This is a genomic window from Brevundimonas alba (assembly GCF_011927945.1).
In the GTDB taxonomy this organism is placed as follows: Bacteria; Pseudomonadota; Alphaproteobacteria; order Caulobacterales; family Caulobacteraceae; genus Brevundimonas; species Brevundimonas alba.
Map to the genome: position 1 here is coordinate 2,087,481 of NZ_JAATJM010000001.1, position 16,128 is coordinate 2,103,608.

At 68.5% G+C, this 16,128-nt stretch carries 16 protein-coding genes and 2 tRNA genes; 5 read left to right on the top strand and 13 right to left on the bottom strand.

Annotated elements, in window-relative coordinates; all coding sequences use genetic code 11:
• Positions 1-141: 141 nt before the first annotated feature.
• The 5 genes from GGQ87_RS10050 to GGQ87_RS10070 all read right to left on the bottom strand — a co-directional run bounded on the left by GGQ87_RS10050 (position 142) and on the right by GGQ87_RS10070 (position 3,815).
• A tRNA-Ser gene (locus tag GGQ87_RS10050) sits at positions 142-231 on the bottom strand.
• Positions 232-352: 121 nt separating this feature from the next.
• On the bottom strand, positions 353-1,294 hold the full coding sequence (locus GGQ87_RS10055; RefSeq protein WP_245161459.1) for an NUDIX hydrolase: 942 nt from the start codon (positions 1,292-1,294) through the stop codon (positions 353-355).
• A 2-nt stretch (positions 1,295-1,296) separates the two neighbouring features.
• Complete coding sequence (locus GGQ87_RS10060) at positions 1,297-1,890, bottom strand: HD family hydrolase (RefSeq protein ID WP_245161563.1); 594 nt, start codon at positions 1,888-1,890, stop codon at positions 1,297-1,299.
• A 122-nt stretch (positions 1,891-2,012) separates the two neighbouring features.
• Positions 2,013-2,846 (bottom strand): methyltransferase type 11, encoded by an 834-nt coding sequence (locus tag GGQ87_RS10065; RefSeq protein WP_245161460.1) that lies wholly within the window; start codon positions 2,844-2,846, stop codon positions 2,013-2,015.
• A 96-nt stretch (positions 2,847-2,942) separates the two neighbouring features.
• Positions 2,943-3,815 carry an AAA family ATPase gene (locus GGQ87_RS10070; protein WP_168047087.1) on the bottom strand — a complete coding sequence of 291 codons (873 nt, stop codon included), beginning with the start codon at positions 3,813-3,815 and terminating at the stop codon, positions 2,943-2,945.
• Positions 3,816-4,101: 286 nt separating this feature from the next.
• Here GGQ87_RS10070 and GGQ87_RS10075 point away from each other — a divergent pair, with 286 nt between their 5' ends.
• Positions 4,102-4,932, top strand: a complete 831-nt coding sequence (locus GGQ87_RS10075) for a flagellin (RefSeq protein WP_168047089.1) — start codon at positions 4,102-4,104, stop codon at positions 4,930-4,932.
• Between the two features lie 55 nt (positions 4,933-4,987).
• On the opposite strand, the gene GGQ87_RS10080 is transcribed toward GGQ87_RS10075, so the two are convergent.
• The 7 genes from GGQ87_RS10080 to GGQ87_RS10110 all read right to left on the bottom strand — a co-directional run bounded on the left by GGQ87_RS10080 (position 4,988) and on the right by GGQ87_RS10110 (position 10,591).
• Entirely contained in the window at positions 4,988-5,671 is a 684-nt protein-coding gene (locus GGQ87_RS10080; protein WP_168047091.1) for an exopolysaccharide biosynthesis protein, read from the bottom strand.
• 120 nt (positions 5,672-5,791) lie between these two features.
• Entirely contained in the window at positions 5,792-5,977 is a 186-nt protein-coding gene (locus GGQ87_RS10085; RefSeq protein WP_168047093.1) for a DUF3008 family protein, read from the bottom strand.
• Between the two features lie 67 nt (positions 5,978-6,044).
• Positions 6,045-7,208, bottom strand: coding sequence for an isovaleryl-CoA dehydrogenase (locus tag GGQ87_RS10090; RefSeq protein WP_168047095.1), 1,164 nt, complete (start codon positions 7,206-7,208; stop codon positions 6,045-6,047).
• Between the two features lie 37 nt (positions 7,209-7,245).
• Positions 7,246-8,601 (bottom strand): glycoside hydrolase family protein, encoded by a 1,356-nt coding sequence (locus tag GGQ87_RS10095; protein WP_168047097.1) that lies wholly within the window; start codon positions 8,599-8,601, stop codon positions 7,246-7,248.
• Positions 8,602-8,678: 77 nt separating this feature from the next.
• Positions 8,679-10,097 carry a magnesium transporter gene (mgtE, locus tag GGQ87_RS10100; protein ID WP_168047099.1) on the bottom strand — a complete coding sequence of 473 codons (1,419 nt, stop codon included), beginning with the start codon at positions 10,095-10,097 and terminating at the stop codon, positions 8,679-8,681.
• Between the two features lie 59 nt (positions 10,098-10,156).
• A tRNA-Leu gene (locus GGQ87_RS10105) sits at positions 10,157-10,243 on the bottom strand.
• Between the two features lie 51 nt (positions 10,244-10,294).
• Positions 10,295-10,591, bottom strand: a complete 297-nt coding sequence (locus GGQ87_RS10110) for a FliM/FliN family flagellar motor switch protein (RefSeq protein WP_168047101.1) — start codon at positions 10,589-10,591, stop codon at positions 10,295-10,297.
• 30 nt (positions 10,592-10,621) lie between these two features.
• Between GGQ87_RS10110 and lipB the strand changes: the two genes are divergently transcribed.
• A complete protein-coding gene (lipB, locus tag GGQ87_RS10115) occupies positions 10,622-11,338 on the top strand; it encodes a lipoyl(octanoyl) transferase LipB (RefSeq protein WP_168047103.1) in 717 nt (238 codons plus the stop codon).
• A gap of 206 nt (positions 11,339-11,544) precedes the next feature.
• Here lipB and GGQ87_RS10120 read toward each other — a convergent pair whose 3' ends face one another.
• Positions 11,545-12,096: an OmpA family protein gene (locus GGQ87_RS10120; protein ID WP_168047105.1), complete on the bottom strand. Its 552-nt coding sequence runs from the start codon at positions 12,094-12,096 to the stop codon at positions 11,545-11,547.
• Between the two features lie 220 nt (positions 12,097-12,316).
• Here GGQ87_RS10120 and GGQ87_RS15270 point away from each other — a divergent pair, with 220 nt between their 5' ends.
• From GGQ87_RS15270 to GGQ87_RS15635, 3 genes are all read left to right on the top strand, one after another.
• Positions 12,317-13,156, top strand: coding sequence for a hypothetical protein (locus GGQ87_RS15270; RefSeq protein WP_209282433.1), 840 nt, complete (start codon positions 12,317-12,319; stop codon positions 13,154-13,156).
• Between the two features lie 65 nt (positions 13,157-13,221).
• Positions 13,222-13,872 (top strand): glutathione S-transferase family protein, encoded by a 651-nt coding sequence (locus tag GGQ87_RS10130; protein ID WP_168047107.1) that lies wholly within the window; start codon positions 13,222-13,224, stop codon positions 13,870-13,872.
• A gap of 258 nt (positions 13,873-14,130) precedes the next feature.
• A complete protein-coding gene (locus GGQ87_RS15635) occupies positions 14,131-16,104 on the top strand; it encodes a terminase large subunit domain-containing protein (RefSeq protein WP_342448340.1) in 1,974 nt (657 codons plus the stop codon).
• Positions 16,105-16,128 lie beyond the last annotated feature (24 nt).

Sequence of the window (16,128 nt, forward strand, 5' to 3'; positions counted from 1 at the left end):
TACGGAAGGGACCAGATCGCTGCCTGCGAGTGATCGGGCCTAGCCCAACTAGCGAAACTCAGCTGAAAGTTGGGACAGAAGTAGGTACCGTGAAGCGCACACTCTGTAAGCTACTGAATCGCATGTTCAATTTACAGGCCGTGGCGGAGAGGGTGGGATTCGAACCCACGGTACCCGTAAAGGCACGCCGCATTTCGAGTGCGGTACATTCGACCACTCTGCCACCTCTCCGCGGGGCCGTCGTACGCTTGGTCGAGCGAGCGGCTTCTCTAATGGCGCCAAGGCCGCGCCGCAACCCCTTGCGAACGCGTGTCCGCGCTTCCTTCGAGGCGGCTTTGCGAGGGGCTGATGTTCAGCGCTGGGCGGGGAGGGGCAGGCCGAGCGCGTCGGCCGCCGACAGGTCGCCGTCGATCGTGCGGAACAGCTCGGCCGGACGGCCACCGGTGGCGGCGGACAAACGGCCGGTCGGCTCCACCAAGCCTGTCCGCTCCACGCCCCGGCGGAAATTCTGCTTGTGCAGCGACAGGCCGGCGACCGCCTCGGCCGCGGCCTGCAGCTCGGACAGGGTGAAGGTCGGCGGCATCAGGTCGAACAGCACCGGCCGGTATTTCAGCTTGCTGCGCAGCCGTCCCAGTCCGGTGGCCAGGATGCGGCGGTGGTCCGAGGCCATGATCCGGCCGGGTGTCCCCGGCGGAGCCGCTTGATCCCGATCCCGCGAGGCCTCGGCGACGAGGCCGGCCTCGTAGAGCAACTCGTAGCGCTCCAGCACCCGGCCCTCGTTCCAGCGATGCGGCGGCGTGGGTGCGAACAGGGTGTCGACGCGCGCCTGCCGCTTCGGGTCGCTCCCGGCCCAGACTGTCAGGCCCTCCAGCAGGGGTCGGAGGCAGGCGGCGGCGCCGTCGCGGCGGTCCTCCCACGGAAAGATGTCCAGCACCGGCGTCCAGCGGGCGCCGGCCAGCGGAGCGTCGGCGGCGTCGGCGGTCAGGGCCAGATAGCCGACCGAGACCTCGCGGCGCCGTTCCGGCCCCGGCGTGGCGCGCGGGCTGGCCCTGCCCAGATCGCCAAAGGTGTAGAGCTGTTCGACGAACCCGAGGCGGAAACCCGTCTGCGCCGTCACGAAGGCGCGCAGGGCCAGTTCGAAGGTGCGATCTCGGGCCGGGTCGAACGGCCCGAACGGCAGGGCCAGGGCGCCGTCATCCCCCGGCGTGGTCAGGACGCAGGCCTTGCGGTCGCGAAGCGCGATGACCACCGCCGACAGGCCGATGCGAACGCCCTGTTCCGCCGCGCCCGCCATCCCTATTCCGTGTGCCAAGCGTCGGGGGCGGGGACGAGGCCCACGGCCTCCGCCAGTACGCGGTAGCGCTCCAGATAGCGCTGCTGGGCCACCGGGGCGGGCAGGGGGTCGATGACCAGATCGTAGCCCGCAGGGGGCTTGCCGAAGAAGCCAAGCGCCTCCGTCCGCGTGAAGCCCGCCAGCTGTGTCGCCTCAAAGAAGGCGCAGGCCTTGTCCGCCTCCTTGATCAGCTTCTTGATGGCGACCGGGCTCTTGGCCGGCAGGCCGAAGCGGATGTGGATGGCGTGCTCGAGCCGGGCCTCGAAATCCTTGTAGCTGACGCCCAGCGCCGCCTTGAACGGGGAGATCATGTCGCCGATGACGTACTCGGACGCGTCGTGAAGCAGGGCCGCAAGCCGCCATTTCGGCTCCAGTCCCGGCTGGATGTGGGCCGCGATCTCCTCGACCACACAACTGTGCTGGGCCACCGAAAACGCATGCTCGCCGATGGTCTGGCCGTTCCAGCGGGCCACGCGGGCGAGGCCGTGGGCGATGTCCTCGACCTCGATATCGAACGGCGACGGATCGAGCAGATCCAGCCGGCGGCCGGACAGCATCCGCTGCCATGCGCGCGGAGCATTCTTCGACGACGGAGAGCGGGGCGTGACGGCCAAGGCGGTATCCTGCGGTGGGCACGTCAGGTGACGCATCCCGCCGCCGCGATCAAGCCTGAGGCGGCTTATTCGCCGACGTTCAGGGCGACCAGATCCTTGGCGTCCTCGAACACGCTGCCGCGGTTGCGGTCGCGAGAACGCACGGTGGCGACCACGATCGGGCCGCCGGCCGGACCGCGCGCCTCGTAGCCGACCAGACGCCATCCGGCCTCGGACGGACGGTTGTCGGTCAGGATCCAGTTGGCGCGGGTGGCGCCACCGCTGGCGCTGGTGCGGATTTCCGCGGCGTCCTGATTGGCCTGGACGCTGACGTTGTCTTCCCCCGCCGCCCCCTCGACATTGACGCGGTCGCCGCTGTCGCTCGCGTCGATGCGGAAGCCGCCGATACGGACGCTGGCGTCATCGCCCTTCGACTCGATGTGCAGGCCGGGCATGCGGACGGTGGCGTCGTCGCCCTCGGTCTTGATATCGACGCCGGGAGCCTGGACAGACGTCCGCTCTCCGGCCGGCTGACCTTCGCCGGCGGCAGCGGCCGTCGCGTCGGCCTCGGCGGAAGCCTTCAGCTGCGCCACGGCCTGCGGCAGGGCCGCGCCGAGACGATCCTCGAACGCCTTGAGCACATCCGCCGGGCTGCCACCGTTCAGCTTCACGAGGTGAAGGCTGACCTCGGCCCCGCGCGGACCGGCATAGGTGCAGACCGTGCCTTCGGACGTGGCTGAGCCCTTGCGGGTCAGGGACCCCATGCTCTGCGGGCACTGCAGGGTTTCGACGACCTTCAGCGCTCCCTTGGCCTCCGGATCTTCCGTATGGGTCGATGAGATACGGACGGAATCGCCGTCGCACGCCGCGGTCAGACCAGCGAGGCAAAGGGCGGGGATCAGAAGGCGACGCATGGGCATGGTATCGGTCCTTGTCGCCTTCATCCTGCGCGCCGCGCCTCGGGAATCCAGTGAAATCGCGGTAATCGGCATGACGAAACCTGTCCGCTTGTGTGTTCAGGCGCCGGGACGGGAGCCTTCGCGGCGGTTCAGAAAGGCCAGCCGCTCGAACAGATGCACGTCCTGCTCGTTCTTCAGCAAGGCGCCGTGCAGCGGCGGGATCAGCTTGTTTGGAGACTTCTCGCGCAGGGTCTCGGGATCGATGTCCTCGACCAGTAGCAGTTTGAGCCAGTCCAGAAGTTCGGAGGTCGAAGGCTTCTTCTTCAGTCCGGGCGTGTCGCGGATTTCGTAGAAGGTCTTCAGCGCTTCCGAGACCAGCCGCGGCTTGATGCCCGGGAAGTGGACCTCGACGATCGCCCGCATCGTCCCGTCGTCCGGGAAACGGATGTAGTGGAAGAAGCAGCGGCGCAGGAAGGCGTCCGGCAGCTCCTTCTCGTTGTTCGAGGTGATGATGACTACGGGCCGAACCTCCGCCCGGATGGTCTCGCCCGTCTCCTGGACGAAGAACTCCATACGATCGAGTTCCTGCAGCAGGTCGTTGGGGAATTCGATGTCGGCCTTGTCGATCTCGTCGATCAGCAGCACGGGCCGGGCAGGGGAGGTGAAGGCCTCCCACAGCTTGCCGGGCTTCAGATAGTTGCGCACGTCGTGCACGCGCTCCTCGCCCAGCTGGCTGTCGCGCAGCCGCGAAACGGCGTCGTATTCGTACAGGCCGTTGTGGGCCTTGGTGGTCGACTTGACGTGCCAGGTGATCAGCGGCGCGTTCAGGGCGCGAGCGATCTCATAGGCCAGCACGGTCTTGCCGGTGCCCGGCTCGCCCTTGATCAGCAGCGGCCGCTCAAGCGCTACGGCCGCATTGACCGCGATCTTCAGGTCGTCGGTGGCGATGTAGTTCGAGGTGCCCTCGAACCGGTCGCTCTGGCGGGTCATGAAACGCTCCGATGATGACCGTCGAGGGTTAGCGAAGGGCGTCGGGGTTAACAACGATCATGTGACGGCCGGCGCCGTCAGGCGCCCGGAAACTATGCCCCCGCGCTCCCGCCAAGGCAGACATTTTCTGCCGGGTTCTCCGTGAGCGCTTTCCAAAAACTCAGCAAAATCAGGCGCTGAACGCCGCATGAGTGCGGTCTGATCCTTGCGAGGGCGTGCGCGAACCAGAACCGGTTCCACGGCCAGAAGGCCGTTCCTCAACCGACCAGAATGGAAGGACACGCCGATGACTATGTCGGTCAACACCAACGTGGGCGCCCAGATTGCGCTCCAGAACCTGAACGCGACCAACGCCCAGCTGGCGACGACGCAGAACCGGATCAACACCGGCAAGTCTGTTTCGACCGCCAAGGACAACGGGGCCATCTGGGCTATCGCCCAGGGCCAACGAGCCGACATCGGGGCGCTGAACGCGGTGAAACAGTCGCTCGATCGCGGTGTCGCCGCTGTCGACGTGGCGCTGGCGGCGGGCGAGACGGTCTCCGACCTCTTGCTCCAGATGAAGGAGAAGGCTCTGGCGGCGACGGATGCGTCGCTGAAGACGTCGGCCCGTGCGGCCCTGAACGAGGACTTCAAGTCCCTGCGTGACCAGATCGCGTCAGTCACCGGCAACGCCGATTTCAACGGGGTCAACCTGCTGAAGACCGGCGCCACGGGATTCGCGGCCCTGGCCAATGTGCAGGGAACGTCCAGCCTTACGGTTGGCGCGGAGGTCCTGGCTCTGGGCGGTGCGAACGTTTCGGTGGCGACGACCCAGTCGATCGACACCCTGACCAAGGCGACGGCCTCGCTTACGGCCGTTTCCAACTCCATCGACAAGGTTTCGGCCTCGCTCGCGCGGCTGGGCACCAAGTCGAAGGCGCTCTCGACCCACATCACGTTCGTCGGCAAGCTGTCGGACGCGCTGGAAGCGGGGGTGGGCAACCTGGTCGACGCCGATCTGGCGAAGGAAAGCGCCAAGCTTCAGGCTCTGCAGACGAAGCAGCAGCTCGGGGTTCAAGCGCTGGGCATCGCCAACCAGACTCCCCAACTGGTCCTGTCGCTGTTCCGCGGCTGATTGTTATCCGGTTCTCGCAGGCGTCGGAGGGTCACCCCTCCGGCGCCTCGTGCGTTCAGCCACCGAACAGTCCGGTGATCCACGCCCAGGCCTGCGGCGCCAGGCCATTGGCCCACTCCCACACCGGCAGGAGGTAGGGCGACACCCATTGCCAGGCCAGCCAGATCACGAGACCGGCCACGCAGATCAGGCCGAACGCCGCCCAGGCCAGGACGACCGCCAGCCCGTCCCGCTGCATCAGGCCGAAGCCGAACATGGAGATGATCAGGGCCGGGATCAGATTCCCGCCCCAGATCGGCAGAATCAGAATGAAGGCGAGGATGAAGGTCGCGATGCCGATCAGCACCTCGGACAGTTCGCTCGTCATCACGGTCAGGCGCGGCTTCGACAGTCGCTCCACCTTCTTCAGACGGGGGAGCACGGTCTCGAGGCCGTTCCGGTAAGCCTCGCGGTCGATCGAGCGCTTCAGGGCCCATCCCGGCAGCCAGACCTCGTCCCGGCGGATGATGAGCTGCAGCCCCATCAGCAGCAGCGGCGCGCCGAGAATCGTGGTCGTCCCCGGAATGATGCCGATAGCGATGTTCATCAGGCCGAAGAACAGCATCAGCGCGCCGAATCCGCGCTCGCCGAAAGCGTTCACCAGTTCGCCGAGATAGAGCTTCGGCTCACTGCCGGCCCCGATGTCTTCGAGCACCTGCGAAAAGGGCCGCGAGTCGCTCTGGTAGTCGTAGTCGGGCATGGGCGGCTGCAGGGACTCGCGCGACGGGGTTCTCCGATCTAGGCGGGACCGCGACCGCGCGCCACTTAACAAACATCCATGCGTCCCCGGGCGTGTCACTGCCCGGTCGCCACCCCGCCGCTAGTTCTTGACGTGCTCCGGCTTGCCCTTGCGTTTGGTGTGGGCGAACTCCTCGAGCTGTTTCTCGCTCATCGACTCGGCCATCGATTTCGAGGCCCCTTTCAGCTTGGACTTGGGCGTGTCTCCGCGCTTGGCGGACAGGGCGGCCCCGGCGGCCTTCTGCTGGGCGGCGGATTTGGCGGGCATGGCGGCGTCTCCTTTGCCGGAGAGCAACCGCGCAGCTGAAGCCCGGTTCCGTACAGGCCGCGGGAGGTCAGCTCCCGAGCAGTTCCCGCCCGATCAGGAAGCGTCGGATCTCGTTCGTCCCCGCACCGATGTCGTACAGTTTCGCGTCCCGGACCAGCCGCTCGACCGGCCACTCCTTCGTGTACCCGGCGCCGCCCAGCGCCTGTACCGCCTCCAGCGAAACCTTCACGGCGTTCTCCGACGCGAGCAGGATCGCGCCCGCCGCATCGTAGCGGGTCGTCTTGCCCTGATCGCAGGCGCGGGCGACGGCGTAGACGTAGGCGCGGGCCGAGTTGAGGGCCACGTACATGTCCGCGACCTTGGCCTGCATCAGCTGGAAGCTGCCGATGGCCTTGCCGAACTGCTTGCGCTCGCGGACGTAGGGCAGGACCACGTCCAGCGCCGCCTGCATGATGCCCAGCGGCCCGGCTGACAGCACGGCCCGCTCATAGTCCAGGCCGCTCATCAGCACCCCCGCGCCGCCGCCGACGGGGCCCATGATGTTCTCTTCCGGGACCTCGCAGTCCTCGAACACCAGTTCGGCTGTGTCCGATCCGCGCATGCCCATCTTGTCCAGCTTCTTCGAGACGCTGAACCCCTTCATGCCGCGCTCGATCAGGAAGGCCGTGACGCCGCCGTTGCCCTCGCCGGTGCGGGCGTAGACGACGAGCGTGTCAGCCGAGGGGGCGTTGGTGATCCAGAATTTGGTCCCGTTCAGAACGTACCGGTCGCCCTGTTTCACCGCTTGCGTGCGCATCGACATGACGTCGGAGCCGGAGCCGGCCTCGGACATGGCCAACGAACCCACATGCTCGCCCGAAATCAGCTTCGGCAGGTATTTCTGCTTCTGCTCGGCAGTGCCCCAGCGGCGGATCTGGTTGACGCACAGGTTGGAGTGGGCGCCGTAGCTCAGGCCGATCGAGGCCGACGCGCGCGACACCTCCTCCATCGCCACCACGTGTTCGAGATAGCCGAGGCCGAGGCCGCTGTACTCTTCCTCGACCGTGATGCCGTGCAGCCCCAGTTCGCCCATTTCGGGCCAGAGCTCGCGGCGGAACTGGTTCTTCTCGTCGATCTCTGCGGCCAGCGGCGCCAGACGGTCGGTGGCCCAGCGGGCCGTGGTTTCGCGGATCATGTCGGCGTTTTCGCCGAGGCCGAATTCCATCGATTGGGGGGCGTTGGGAATGCTCATGCGCGGGGCGTAGCACCGCGCCGCGCGACAGGCAAAGTCAGTCCCGGCGGCCCCAGCGTACGTACAGGTTCCACGACGACACGCCGACGCAGATCACGCCGATCAGGGCCAGCACCCAGCCGATGACGGTGTAGTCGTTTAGCGAGGACTCATCGAGCATCGCCTTGCGGAACGCCGCCGCCGCCGCTGCGCAGGCGGTCAGGCCCGTGACGCCCATGATCAGGAAGGCGCCGGTCACGCCCCAGTCGAACTGGCGGGGTGCCGCGGGCTCGACCTCGTGCCGCAGCACCGACGCCGTCGGCTCCTCCTCGAACAGTACGGTCTCGTCGGGCGCAGGCGCGGTTTCGACGCGCTGCTCAGGCTCCCAGATCGGGCGCGGCGCGTCGGCGAAGTCCGCTTCCGTCGCCGGCGTCAGCACCAGGGACGCATCCATCGGCGGGAAGGGCGAAACCCCCGGCTCCGGCGGAACCAGCGGAACGACAGGCGAGGGGGCGGCGACGGCGGGGAAGGGGTCCAGCGACTCCACCTCGGCGGGATCGGGTTCCGGCGTCGGATCGGCGACAGTTTCCGGGGTGGCGAGTTCAGCCGTCGGCTCAGGAGCCGGCTGCGGCGGGACTTCGCTCAGGACCGGGAACCCGGGCAAGGGGCCGACGATCACCGCCGCATAGGGCGCGTAGCGTTGCAGGTGGACTGTCGTGACGGGCGATTCGGCCTCGAACGGCGTGGGCTCGAAGGCGGGCGCCTCCGGATCCGGTTCGGCGGCCTCGTCGATCGCACCCGCAGGAGTATCAGAGGGCTCGCCGAGAAGCGCCGCCACGGCGGCCGCCCGGGCATCCGCGGGCGGATTGGAACTGATGGGCTCGCCGGCTTCGGCGTCTGTCGCGGCCGCGATCCGCGGCGGCGGCAGGGGCGCGGCCAGCAGGTCGGCCAGATGCATCGGGCTGGCCGGATCGGCAACGAACAGGGCGCGCTCGGCGGCCCGACGACGCAGTCGGGCGTCCGGCGGCGTCTCCTCGGGCCAGCCGATCAGGGCGTCAGCGGCCTCGCCGGCATGGCCCTCGTTGAGACGCTGCAGCACATCCGACGCCAGGAAGCGCTCCACGCCCACCGAGATCGCGAAGCTGGCCAAGGCGTCGAACTGGTGCTGGTTCAGCGGCGCCGAAACGCCTTCGTTGAGCGCCTTCACGACCGGCAGCAGGTCATACTGCAGCAGCAGTTCGGCATCCTGCTCGCTCACGGTCAGTCCCTCCCGGGCAGACAGCGTGTGGCCGTAGCCGATCACCCAGCCGCCGTCCTCGTCCCGCACGGCGCGCGGCCGGAAGCCCTCGAAGCTCTTGATGAGCACGATCCCCTCGCGGGAGATCTTCAGACGTGAGGTGGTCGCGTCGGACACCGGATTGACCCAAATCGAGACGGAATTGCTCGCTCAATCGGAGAACCAGCAAAGCCCGCGCCGGTCCCGCGTCCGGATTAGGTCAGGACGATCGTGGCCAGACCGAGGAAGATCAGGAAGCCGAAGAAGTCCGTGGTCGCCGTTACGAATACCGCCGAGGACACGGCGGGGTCGAACTTCAGCTTCGAAAGGGTCAGGGGCGTCAGCACGCCCACGGTCGCCGCGACCAGCAGATTCAGCACCATGGCCGCCGCGATCACCAATCCGATCCGCCAATCCTCGTCCCTGAACCAAAGCGCTGTGGCGATGCCGATCAGCGGCGCGAGCACCATCCCGTTGGCCAGTCCCACAGCCAGTTCGCGCCAGAAGGTGCGGGGCGCGTTCGAGCTGTTCAGTTCGCGGGTGGCGAGGGCGCGCACGGTCACTGTCAGCGCCTGCGTTCCGGCGTTACCGCCGATGGCCGAAACGATCGGCATCAGGATGGCGAGGGCCACGATCTCCTGAATGGTCGCTTCGAACCAGCCGATGACGCTGGCTCCCAGCACGGCGGTGGCCAGGTTGATGGCCAGCCACGGCACCCGGCCGCGCACGATCTCGGCCACGTTCGAGCCGCGATCCTCGTCGGAAACGCCGGCGAGACGGAGGATGTCCTCCCGGTTCTCCTCCTGAAGCACGTTGACGATGTCGTCGACGGTGATCTGGCCCACGAGCCGGCCGGCGGCGTCGGTAACCGGGGCCGAAATCAGGTGGTATTTCTCGAAGATGTAGGCGACCTCTTCCTGGTCCTGATCGACGGTGATCTCGTTCACCGGGTCCATGATCTCCGTGAGGGGCGTCACCCGCGGGGCGCGCAGCAGCCGGCTGATGGCCACGCCGCCGACCGGCTTGTTCAGCGGATCGACGACATAGATGTCGAAGAACAGCTCGGGCAGTTCCTCGCCCTGCTTGCGGATGTGGTCGATGGTGTCGCCGACGTTCCAGAACTGGGGCGCGGCCATCACCTCGCGCTGCATCAGGCGCCCGGCGGAGTCTTCCTCGTAGCCAAGCGAGCTCTCGATGGCGGCGCGGTCGACCTCGGGCATGGCCGCGAGGACCTTCTCGCGCTGGTCGTCCTCGAGGTCCTCGACCACCGCGGCGGCGTCGTCGGAATCCAGTTCCTGCAGCGCCTCGGCGAGGGTCAGGTGCGGGACGCGCTCCAGCACCTCCTCGCGGATGCCGTCGTCGAGCTCGGGCAGGGTGTCGGCCAGCAGGTCCGGCGGGAGCCACAGCACCACCACGGCGCGGTGCTCGGACGTCAGGAAGCCCATCAGGTCGGCGACGTCGGCCGGGTGCAGGTCTTCCAGCAGCGAGCGAAGCTTCAGCCCGTCGCCGGCGTCGGAGGCGTCGACGACCTTTTCGACGAACGACGCCGTGAGGACGTAGTCCTCATCCAGCGCCACATGTTCGATTTCGTCGTCCTGAACAGGAGGCAGGGGGGCGGTTGCGGTGTTGCTCACGCTCGGCCTCCCTGTTTTCAGATCAGCGTTCCGCCGATGTTTCGCCCTGTCAATTCTGATGGTGCGGTCGAGAAGACTCGAACTTCCACTCCGGTTAGGGAACAGCGACCTCAACGCTGCGCGTCTACCAATTCCGCCACGACCGCTCGCATCGGAGGGGGGCTGATAGCGGAGAGATGGCGCTATGCCAAGGGCATTCAGGCGGCGCCGGCCATGAAGTCGTAGACGTCCGCCGCGCGGGTCACGGTGATGGCGATACGGTCCTCGCGGATCTCGATCTCGCCGCGGGCAACGGGGTGGTTGTTGGCGAGGATCCAGACCTCGTCGTTTTCCGAGGCGTCGAGCGGAATCACCGCCCCGCGGCCCATCCGCAGCAGCTGGCTCATCGGCAGAACAGAGCGTCCCAGGACGACCGAAATCTCTACGTCTACGGCTTCGATCTGTGACACGGGGTACTCTGACGCTGACTGGGACTTGGCAGGCGGATGTTGCATGGCGCTCCCGATCCCCACATTGAGGGCGACATGCTTTCCCAGTCATTAAGCACGGCCGTATCGAAGCTGATCCGCGAGGACCGCGCTCCGGTGGAATGGGCGGTTTCGACCGGGCTCGTAGACTACCCCGCGGCCGTCGAGGCGATGGAGGCGCGGGCGGCGGCGATCGCGGCCGGCGAGGCGCCAGAGCTGGTCTGGCTGCTGGAACATCCGCCGCTCTATACGGCGGGGGTGTCGTCGAAGGACGACGACCTGCTGGACGCCGGTCGGTTCCCCGTCCACCGGACGGGCCGCGGCGGCCAGTTCACCTATCACGGGCCGGGCCAGCGCGTGGCCTATGTGATGCTGGACCTGAACCGGCGCGGCAAGGACGTGCGGGCCTTCGTTCGCGGGCTGGAGCAGTGGATCATCGGCGCCCTGGACGAGTTCGGCGTGCCCGCCGACGTGCGCGAGGGCCGGGTCGGGGTCTGGGTCGAGAGAAAAGGGCCGGGCTGGAGCCGCGAGGACAAGATCGCCGCCATCGGCGTCAAGGTCCGCAAATGGGTCAGCTTCCACGGCATCAGCCTGAACGTGGAGCCCGACCTGTCCCATTTCGGCGGCATCGTGCCGTGCGGCATCCATGAGCACGGGGTGACCAGCCTGGTCGATCTGGGCGTGCCGGCGACGATGGACGAGGCCGACGAGGCGCTGCGGACCAGCTTCCGGCGGGTGTTCGGCGCGTTGGCGGCGGGGCAGGCGCCGGTGTGAATGGGGCTCCCTCTCCCGGCGGGAGAGGGATTGAGCCTCCGGGAGCGAAGCGATCGGGTAAGGCGAAAGGGTGAGGGGCTTATGCTTGGGCAAGGCCCCTCACCAGTAGCCTCTCTCCAGTAGCCCCTCACCCTTTCGCGCAGCCAATCGCCCTGCGGGCGCTTGGGCGCTCAAGCCCTCTCCCGCCGGGAGAGGGACCGAGTTCGCTAGCTCAGCACCACGATAGCAACGCGGCGGTTCTGGGCGCGGCCTTCGGGGGTTTCGTTGGGGGCGACGGGGGCTTCTTCGCCGTAGGAGATGGTCGCCATGCGGTTCAGGGCGATGCCGTCGCGGCTGAGGAAGCGGCGGACCGCCTCGGCCCGGGCCTCGCCGAGCTTCTCATTGTATTCCGCGTCACCGACCGCGTCCGTATGGCCCTGGATTTCCAGATAGACGTTGCGGTTCTCGGCCTTGAGGCGCTGGACCAGTTCGCCGAGCCGCTGTTCGGCCTCGGGGGAGAGGGTGTGCTCGTCCGTCGGGAACTTCATCGAGTCGTCGGAGAGGACGACCTCGTAGAGGAATTTGCCTTCCGCGAGCTTGTGGGCGGCGTTGGCGCGGTTCAGGGCGTCGCCGGCCGTGCCCGCGACCTCGGTGACCCGGGTGTCGACCACGGCGAGGTTGTCGCGCACGAAGCGATGGCTGGCGCAGCCGCTGGCGGCGAAGCCGAGGGCGATCACCGCGCCGGTCAGGGCCGCGGTCCTGAGAGTGGATCTGTTCAAGATAAAGTCTCCTTTGAATCCCCGAAGGCTCAGCTAGCTAAGCGGTCACGGCGGAGTGATGACGCGTAAAAGGCCAGAAAATGTCAGCTTGGCCGTAAGCAAAGGCCGTGAGTTCAGACGCCGCCACGTTCCTGACGCGAGCGGGTGATCTGCAATACGGCGGCGATTACCTGCCGCTGCATTCGGAAGGCGCATGGCTATACGGAACGCGGATCGAAGAGTGCTGAAATCCGGCGTGCGGCGGAAGTGGCTGGCCGCGGGCAGCGGCAGCATCGGCCTGCACCTTGCGCTGGCGGCGGCAGTCCTGCTGGCGCGGCCCGCCGGAGCGCCGCTGATCCCGCCGCAGCCGATCGCCGATCCGATCGAGGTGGTCCTGTTCCGTCCGCCTCCGCCGCCGCCCCCTCCGCCCGCCGTGCCTGAACCGCGCACGGGGGCCCCGGCCAAGGGCGGCGCCTCTGCCCCGCCGACGCCCGCGCCGCCCGAGCCCGAGCCGCCGCGCGCATCCCGACCTGCACCGCCGCGGCCCGCGCCGCGCGCCGCGCGGGTGGTCGCCCCGCCGCCCCCGCGGGTCGAGCCGCTGGCGGCCGCCGTCGAGGCGTCCGCGCCTGTCTTCGCCACCGTGGGAGAGGCCCAACTGGCGGCGGCGACCACGGCCGGCTCGGGCGCGGGGCAGGGCGCCGGATCGGGGCAGGGGACGGGTCAGGGGCCCGGAAACGGACCGGGCGCCGGCGGCGAGGGCGAGGGCTGCGACATGGTCCGCCGTCTTCAGGCGGCGCTTCGGGCCGATCCGGAGGTTCGCGCCGCCGTTGCGCAGGCGCACCGCACCATCGCGCCGGGCCGCGCCCTGCTGGTCTGGGACGGCGACTGGATCCAGACGCCCGGGCAGGCCGGCAAGGGTCTGGCGGGGGTGCGTCAGGCCATCGCCCTGGAGGTGGCCTTCGCCCCCGAGGCCTGCCGCCGCCAGCCGATGCGGGGACTGGTCCTGATCACCTTCGCCGGCGGACCCCGCGTGGCGTTCGGCAAGGGGAACTGGCGCTGGACGGAGATGCTGGGGCGCTGAGGCGCGGCTTCTAACCCGCGCCGGACGCCGGTAGGGATGTTCGACCGGCAGGGAGGACGCGGGCCATGGGCGAACTGAGCATCTGGACCTATGACTGGGTTCCCGAAGGCCCCCGCGGGTTCGTGCGCGATCTCAGGCTGAGATGGGCCTGCGAGGAGGCGGGCCTCGACTATGCCGTGCATACGGTGCCGTTCGACGGCCGGGAGACCAACCATCTGGCGGATCAGCCGTTCGGCCAAATCCCGTTCCTGAAGGATCACGGGGTGGAGCTGTTCGAGAGCGGCGCCGGCCTGCTGCATCTCGCGCGGAAAAGCGAGACGCTGATGCCGCGCGATCCCGTGGGAGAGGCCGAAACGCTGCAATGGACGATCGCGGCGCTAAACTCGGTCGAGATGGTCACGGTGCCGTGGTGGTTCCTGAAGCTGTGCGGGGATGCGGACAACGGCCTGACCCCATGGATGGTGTCGCGGCTCCATCATCTGGAACGCGTGCTGGGCGAGCAGGAATGGCTGGCCGCGGGCCGGTTCACCGTCGCCGACCTGCTGATGGCGGACGTGCTGCGCGTGTCGGATGTTCGCGCGTTCGGAGACCGACCGCGCACCGAGGCCTATGTGGCCCGGGTGACCGGCCGTCCGGCCTTCAGCAAGGCGCGCGCAGACCAGATGGCGCATTTCGAAGCGGGCGACCGGAAGCGGGCGGGCGCAGGCGCGAACTGACGCTCCGGCGGAGGGGGCGAACAGCCAAATACGGCCGGCAAGACTGCTAGCTATCCGCCGACTGTCTCCATACTTTTTCGAGCCAGGTTGTTGATATGGCTCGATATGACCTCCGGGCCAGCGTCACGAACGCGCCGCAGGAGAGGGCCGCCTGATAATGGGCGGATGAGCAAGAAGACACGTACAGATCAGGCGGCGACACCTCGGACACCGGCGGCCTGGCCGGACGACAAGCCTTACAGGCAGAGCCCTTCGGGGATGTCGCCCAATGCCTATCGAGAGGCGGTGGCGCGGTATCTGGCGGGCGAGCCAATCCTCGACCTGTCGGTGGAGTATCGGGTGTCGGTAAGTAGCCTCTACCGGCACGCGCGCATCAACGGCATGCGCAAGCGCGACGTTGGCGCGCCCACGCGTCGCAAGGGGCCGTCGGCCGTGACAGTGCAGGCGCTGGAAGGAGGCGGGGTCGCCCTGACCTGCGGATCGCTGGGTTTTCGGCTTGACCGGGACGCGCCCGAAAGGACAGTCGACGTGCTGCTTGCCCAGATCGACACGCTTTGCGGGGCCGACAACATACCGGCCGCCTCGGTGCGTCTGCGGTTTGTGGAGCAACTGCGGCGGGTGCTGATGGGGTGGCGAGGCGGGAGGCCGCCATCGTCGGGCGAGGACGAGGTGGAGGAGGACGCCACCCCCGCGGCGCCTCCTCTCGAACTCCGCGAGGCGCAGAAGGCGCCGGACGGCCCATGGTCCACCTGGCTGTTCCTCGGCGGGCGCGGCGCCGGGAAAACGCTGGCCGGCGCCAGCTGGCTCGCCGACCAGGCCGAGGCTCTCGGCCCCGGCGGCCGTCTCGCCCTGATCGGCCCGACCCTGCACGATGTGCGCGAGGTCATGATCGAGGGCGTCAGCGGCCTCCGCTCGCTGCCCCGCTGGACCCGCGCCACCCGGCCCAAATTCCAGTCCTCCCGCCGCCGCCTGATCTTCGCCAACGGCTGCCAGGCCTACGCCTTCTCCGCCGAAGACCCCGACAGCCTGCGGGGGCCGCAGTTCAGCGCGGCGTGGGCGGACGAGTTCTGCGCCTGGCGGGGGAGTGGGCCTCGCGGAGCGGCGGAGACGCTGGCGCTGCTGCGGATGGGATTGCGCCTGCCGCTTCACCCCTCCACCGCTTCGCGGTCCCCCTCCCCATTGCATGGGGAGGAGACGGCGGCCGTTTCCGTCTCCTCCCTGCTCCGCGGGGAGGGGGACCCCGAAGGGGTGGAGGGGTCCTCGACCCACCCCCGCCTTGTCATCACCACCACCCCACGCCCGACCCGCGCCCTCGTCCGCCTCAAGGCCGAGGCCGCCTGCGTCTCCACTCACGCCGCGACATCCGACAACGCCGACCACCTCTCCCCCGGCTTCCTCAACAACCTGAACGCCCTCTACGGTGGCACCCGCCGCGCGGCCCAGGAGCTCGAAGGCCAGATCGTCGAACTGGACGGCGCGCTGTTCACGGCGGAGATGATGGCCAGGGCCAGACAGCCGCTTCCTTCCGCCGACGAACCGCGTCCTTCTCCCCTCGAGGGAGAAGGTGGCCCGGAGGGCCGGATGAGGGGGCTGCCAGCCTCATGCTCATCGGCCGACATTCAGCCGACCGACACAGCCCCCTCATCCGAGCGGCTGCGCCGCCCACCTTCTCCCTCGAGGGGAGAAGGAAACGCCGGCCGAACCTCCCCAAAATACGAAAAAGTCGTCGTCGCCATCGACCCCACCGCCTCCACCGGCGGCGCCGCCTGCGGCCTGATCGCCGCCGCCAGCTACCGCCGCGCGGACGGCACCCGCTGCGCCGTCATCCTCGCCGACCGCACCATCGCCGGCCTCGGCCCCGACGCCTGGGCCCGCCGCGCCGTCGCCCTCGCTGAGGAGTTCGACGCCTCCGCCATCGTCGCCGAGGTCAACCAGGGCGGCGACATGGTCCGCGCCGTGCTCAAGACCGCCGGCGCCACCCTGAAGATCCGTGAGGTCCACGCCACCCGCGGCAAATACATCCGCGCCGAACCCGTCGCCGCCCTCTACGAACAGGGCCGGATCCACCACGCCGGCGCCTTCGACGCGCTGGAGGGAGAGCTGATGGCCTTCGGCGGCGAGATGGAAGCCGCCGGCACGCTGGACCGGGCGGACGCGCTGGTGTGGGCGATCACCGACCTGCTGATCGACGCGAAGGACGGGGAAAGGGGGCCGAGGGTGCGGTGGTTGTGAGGGGGCTCGTGACGCAAAGCCGCC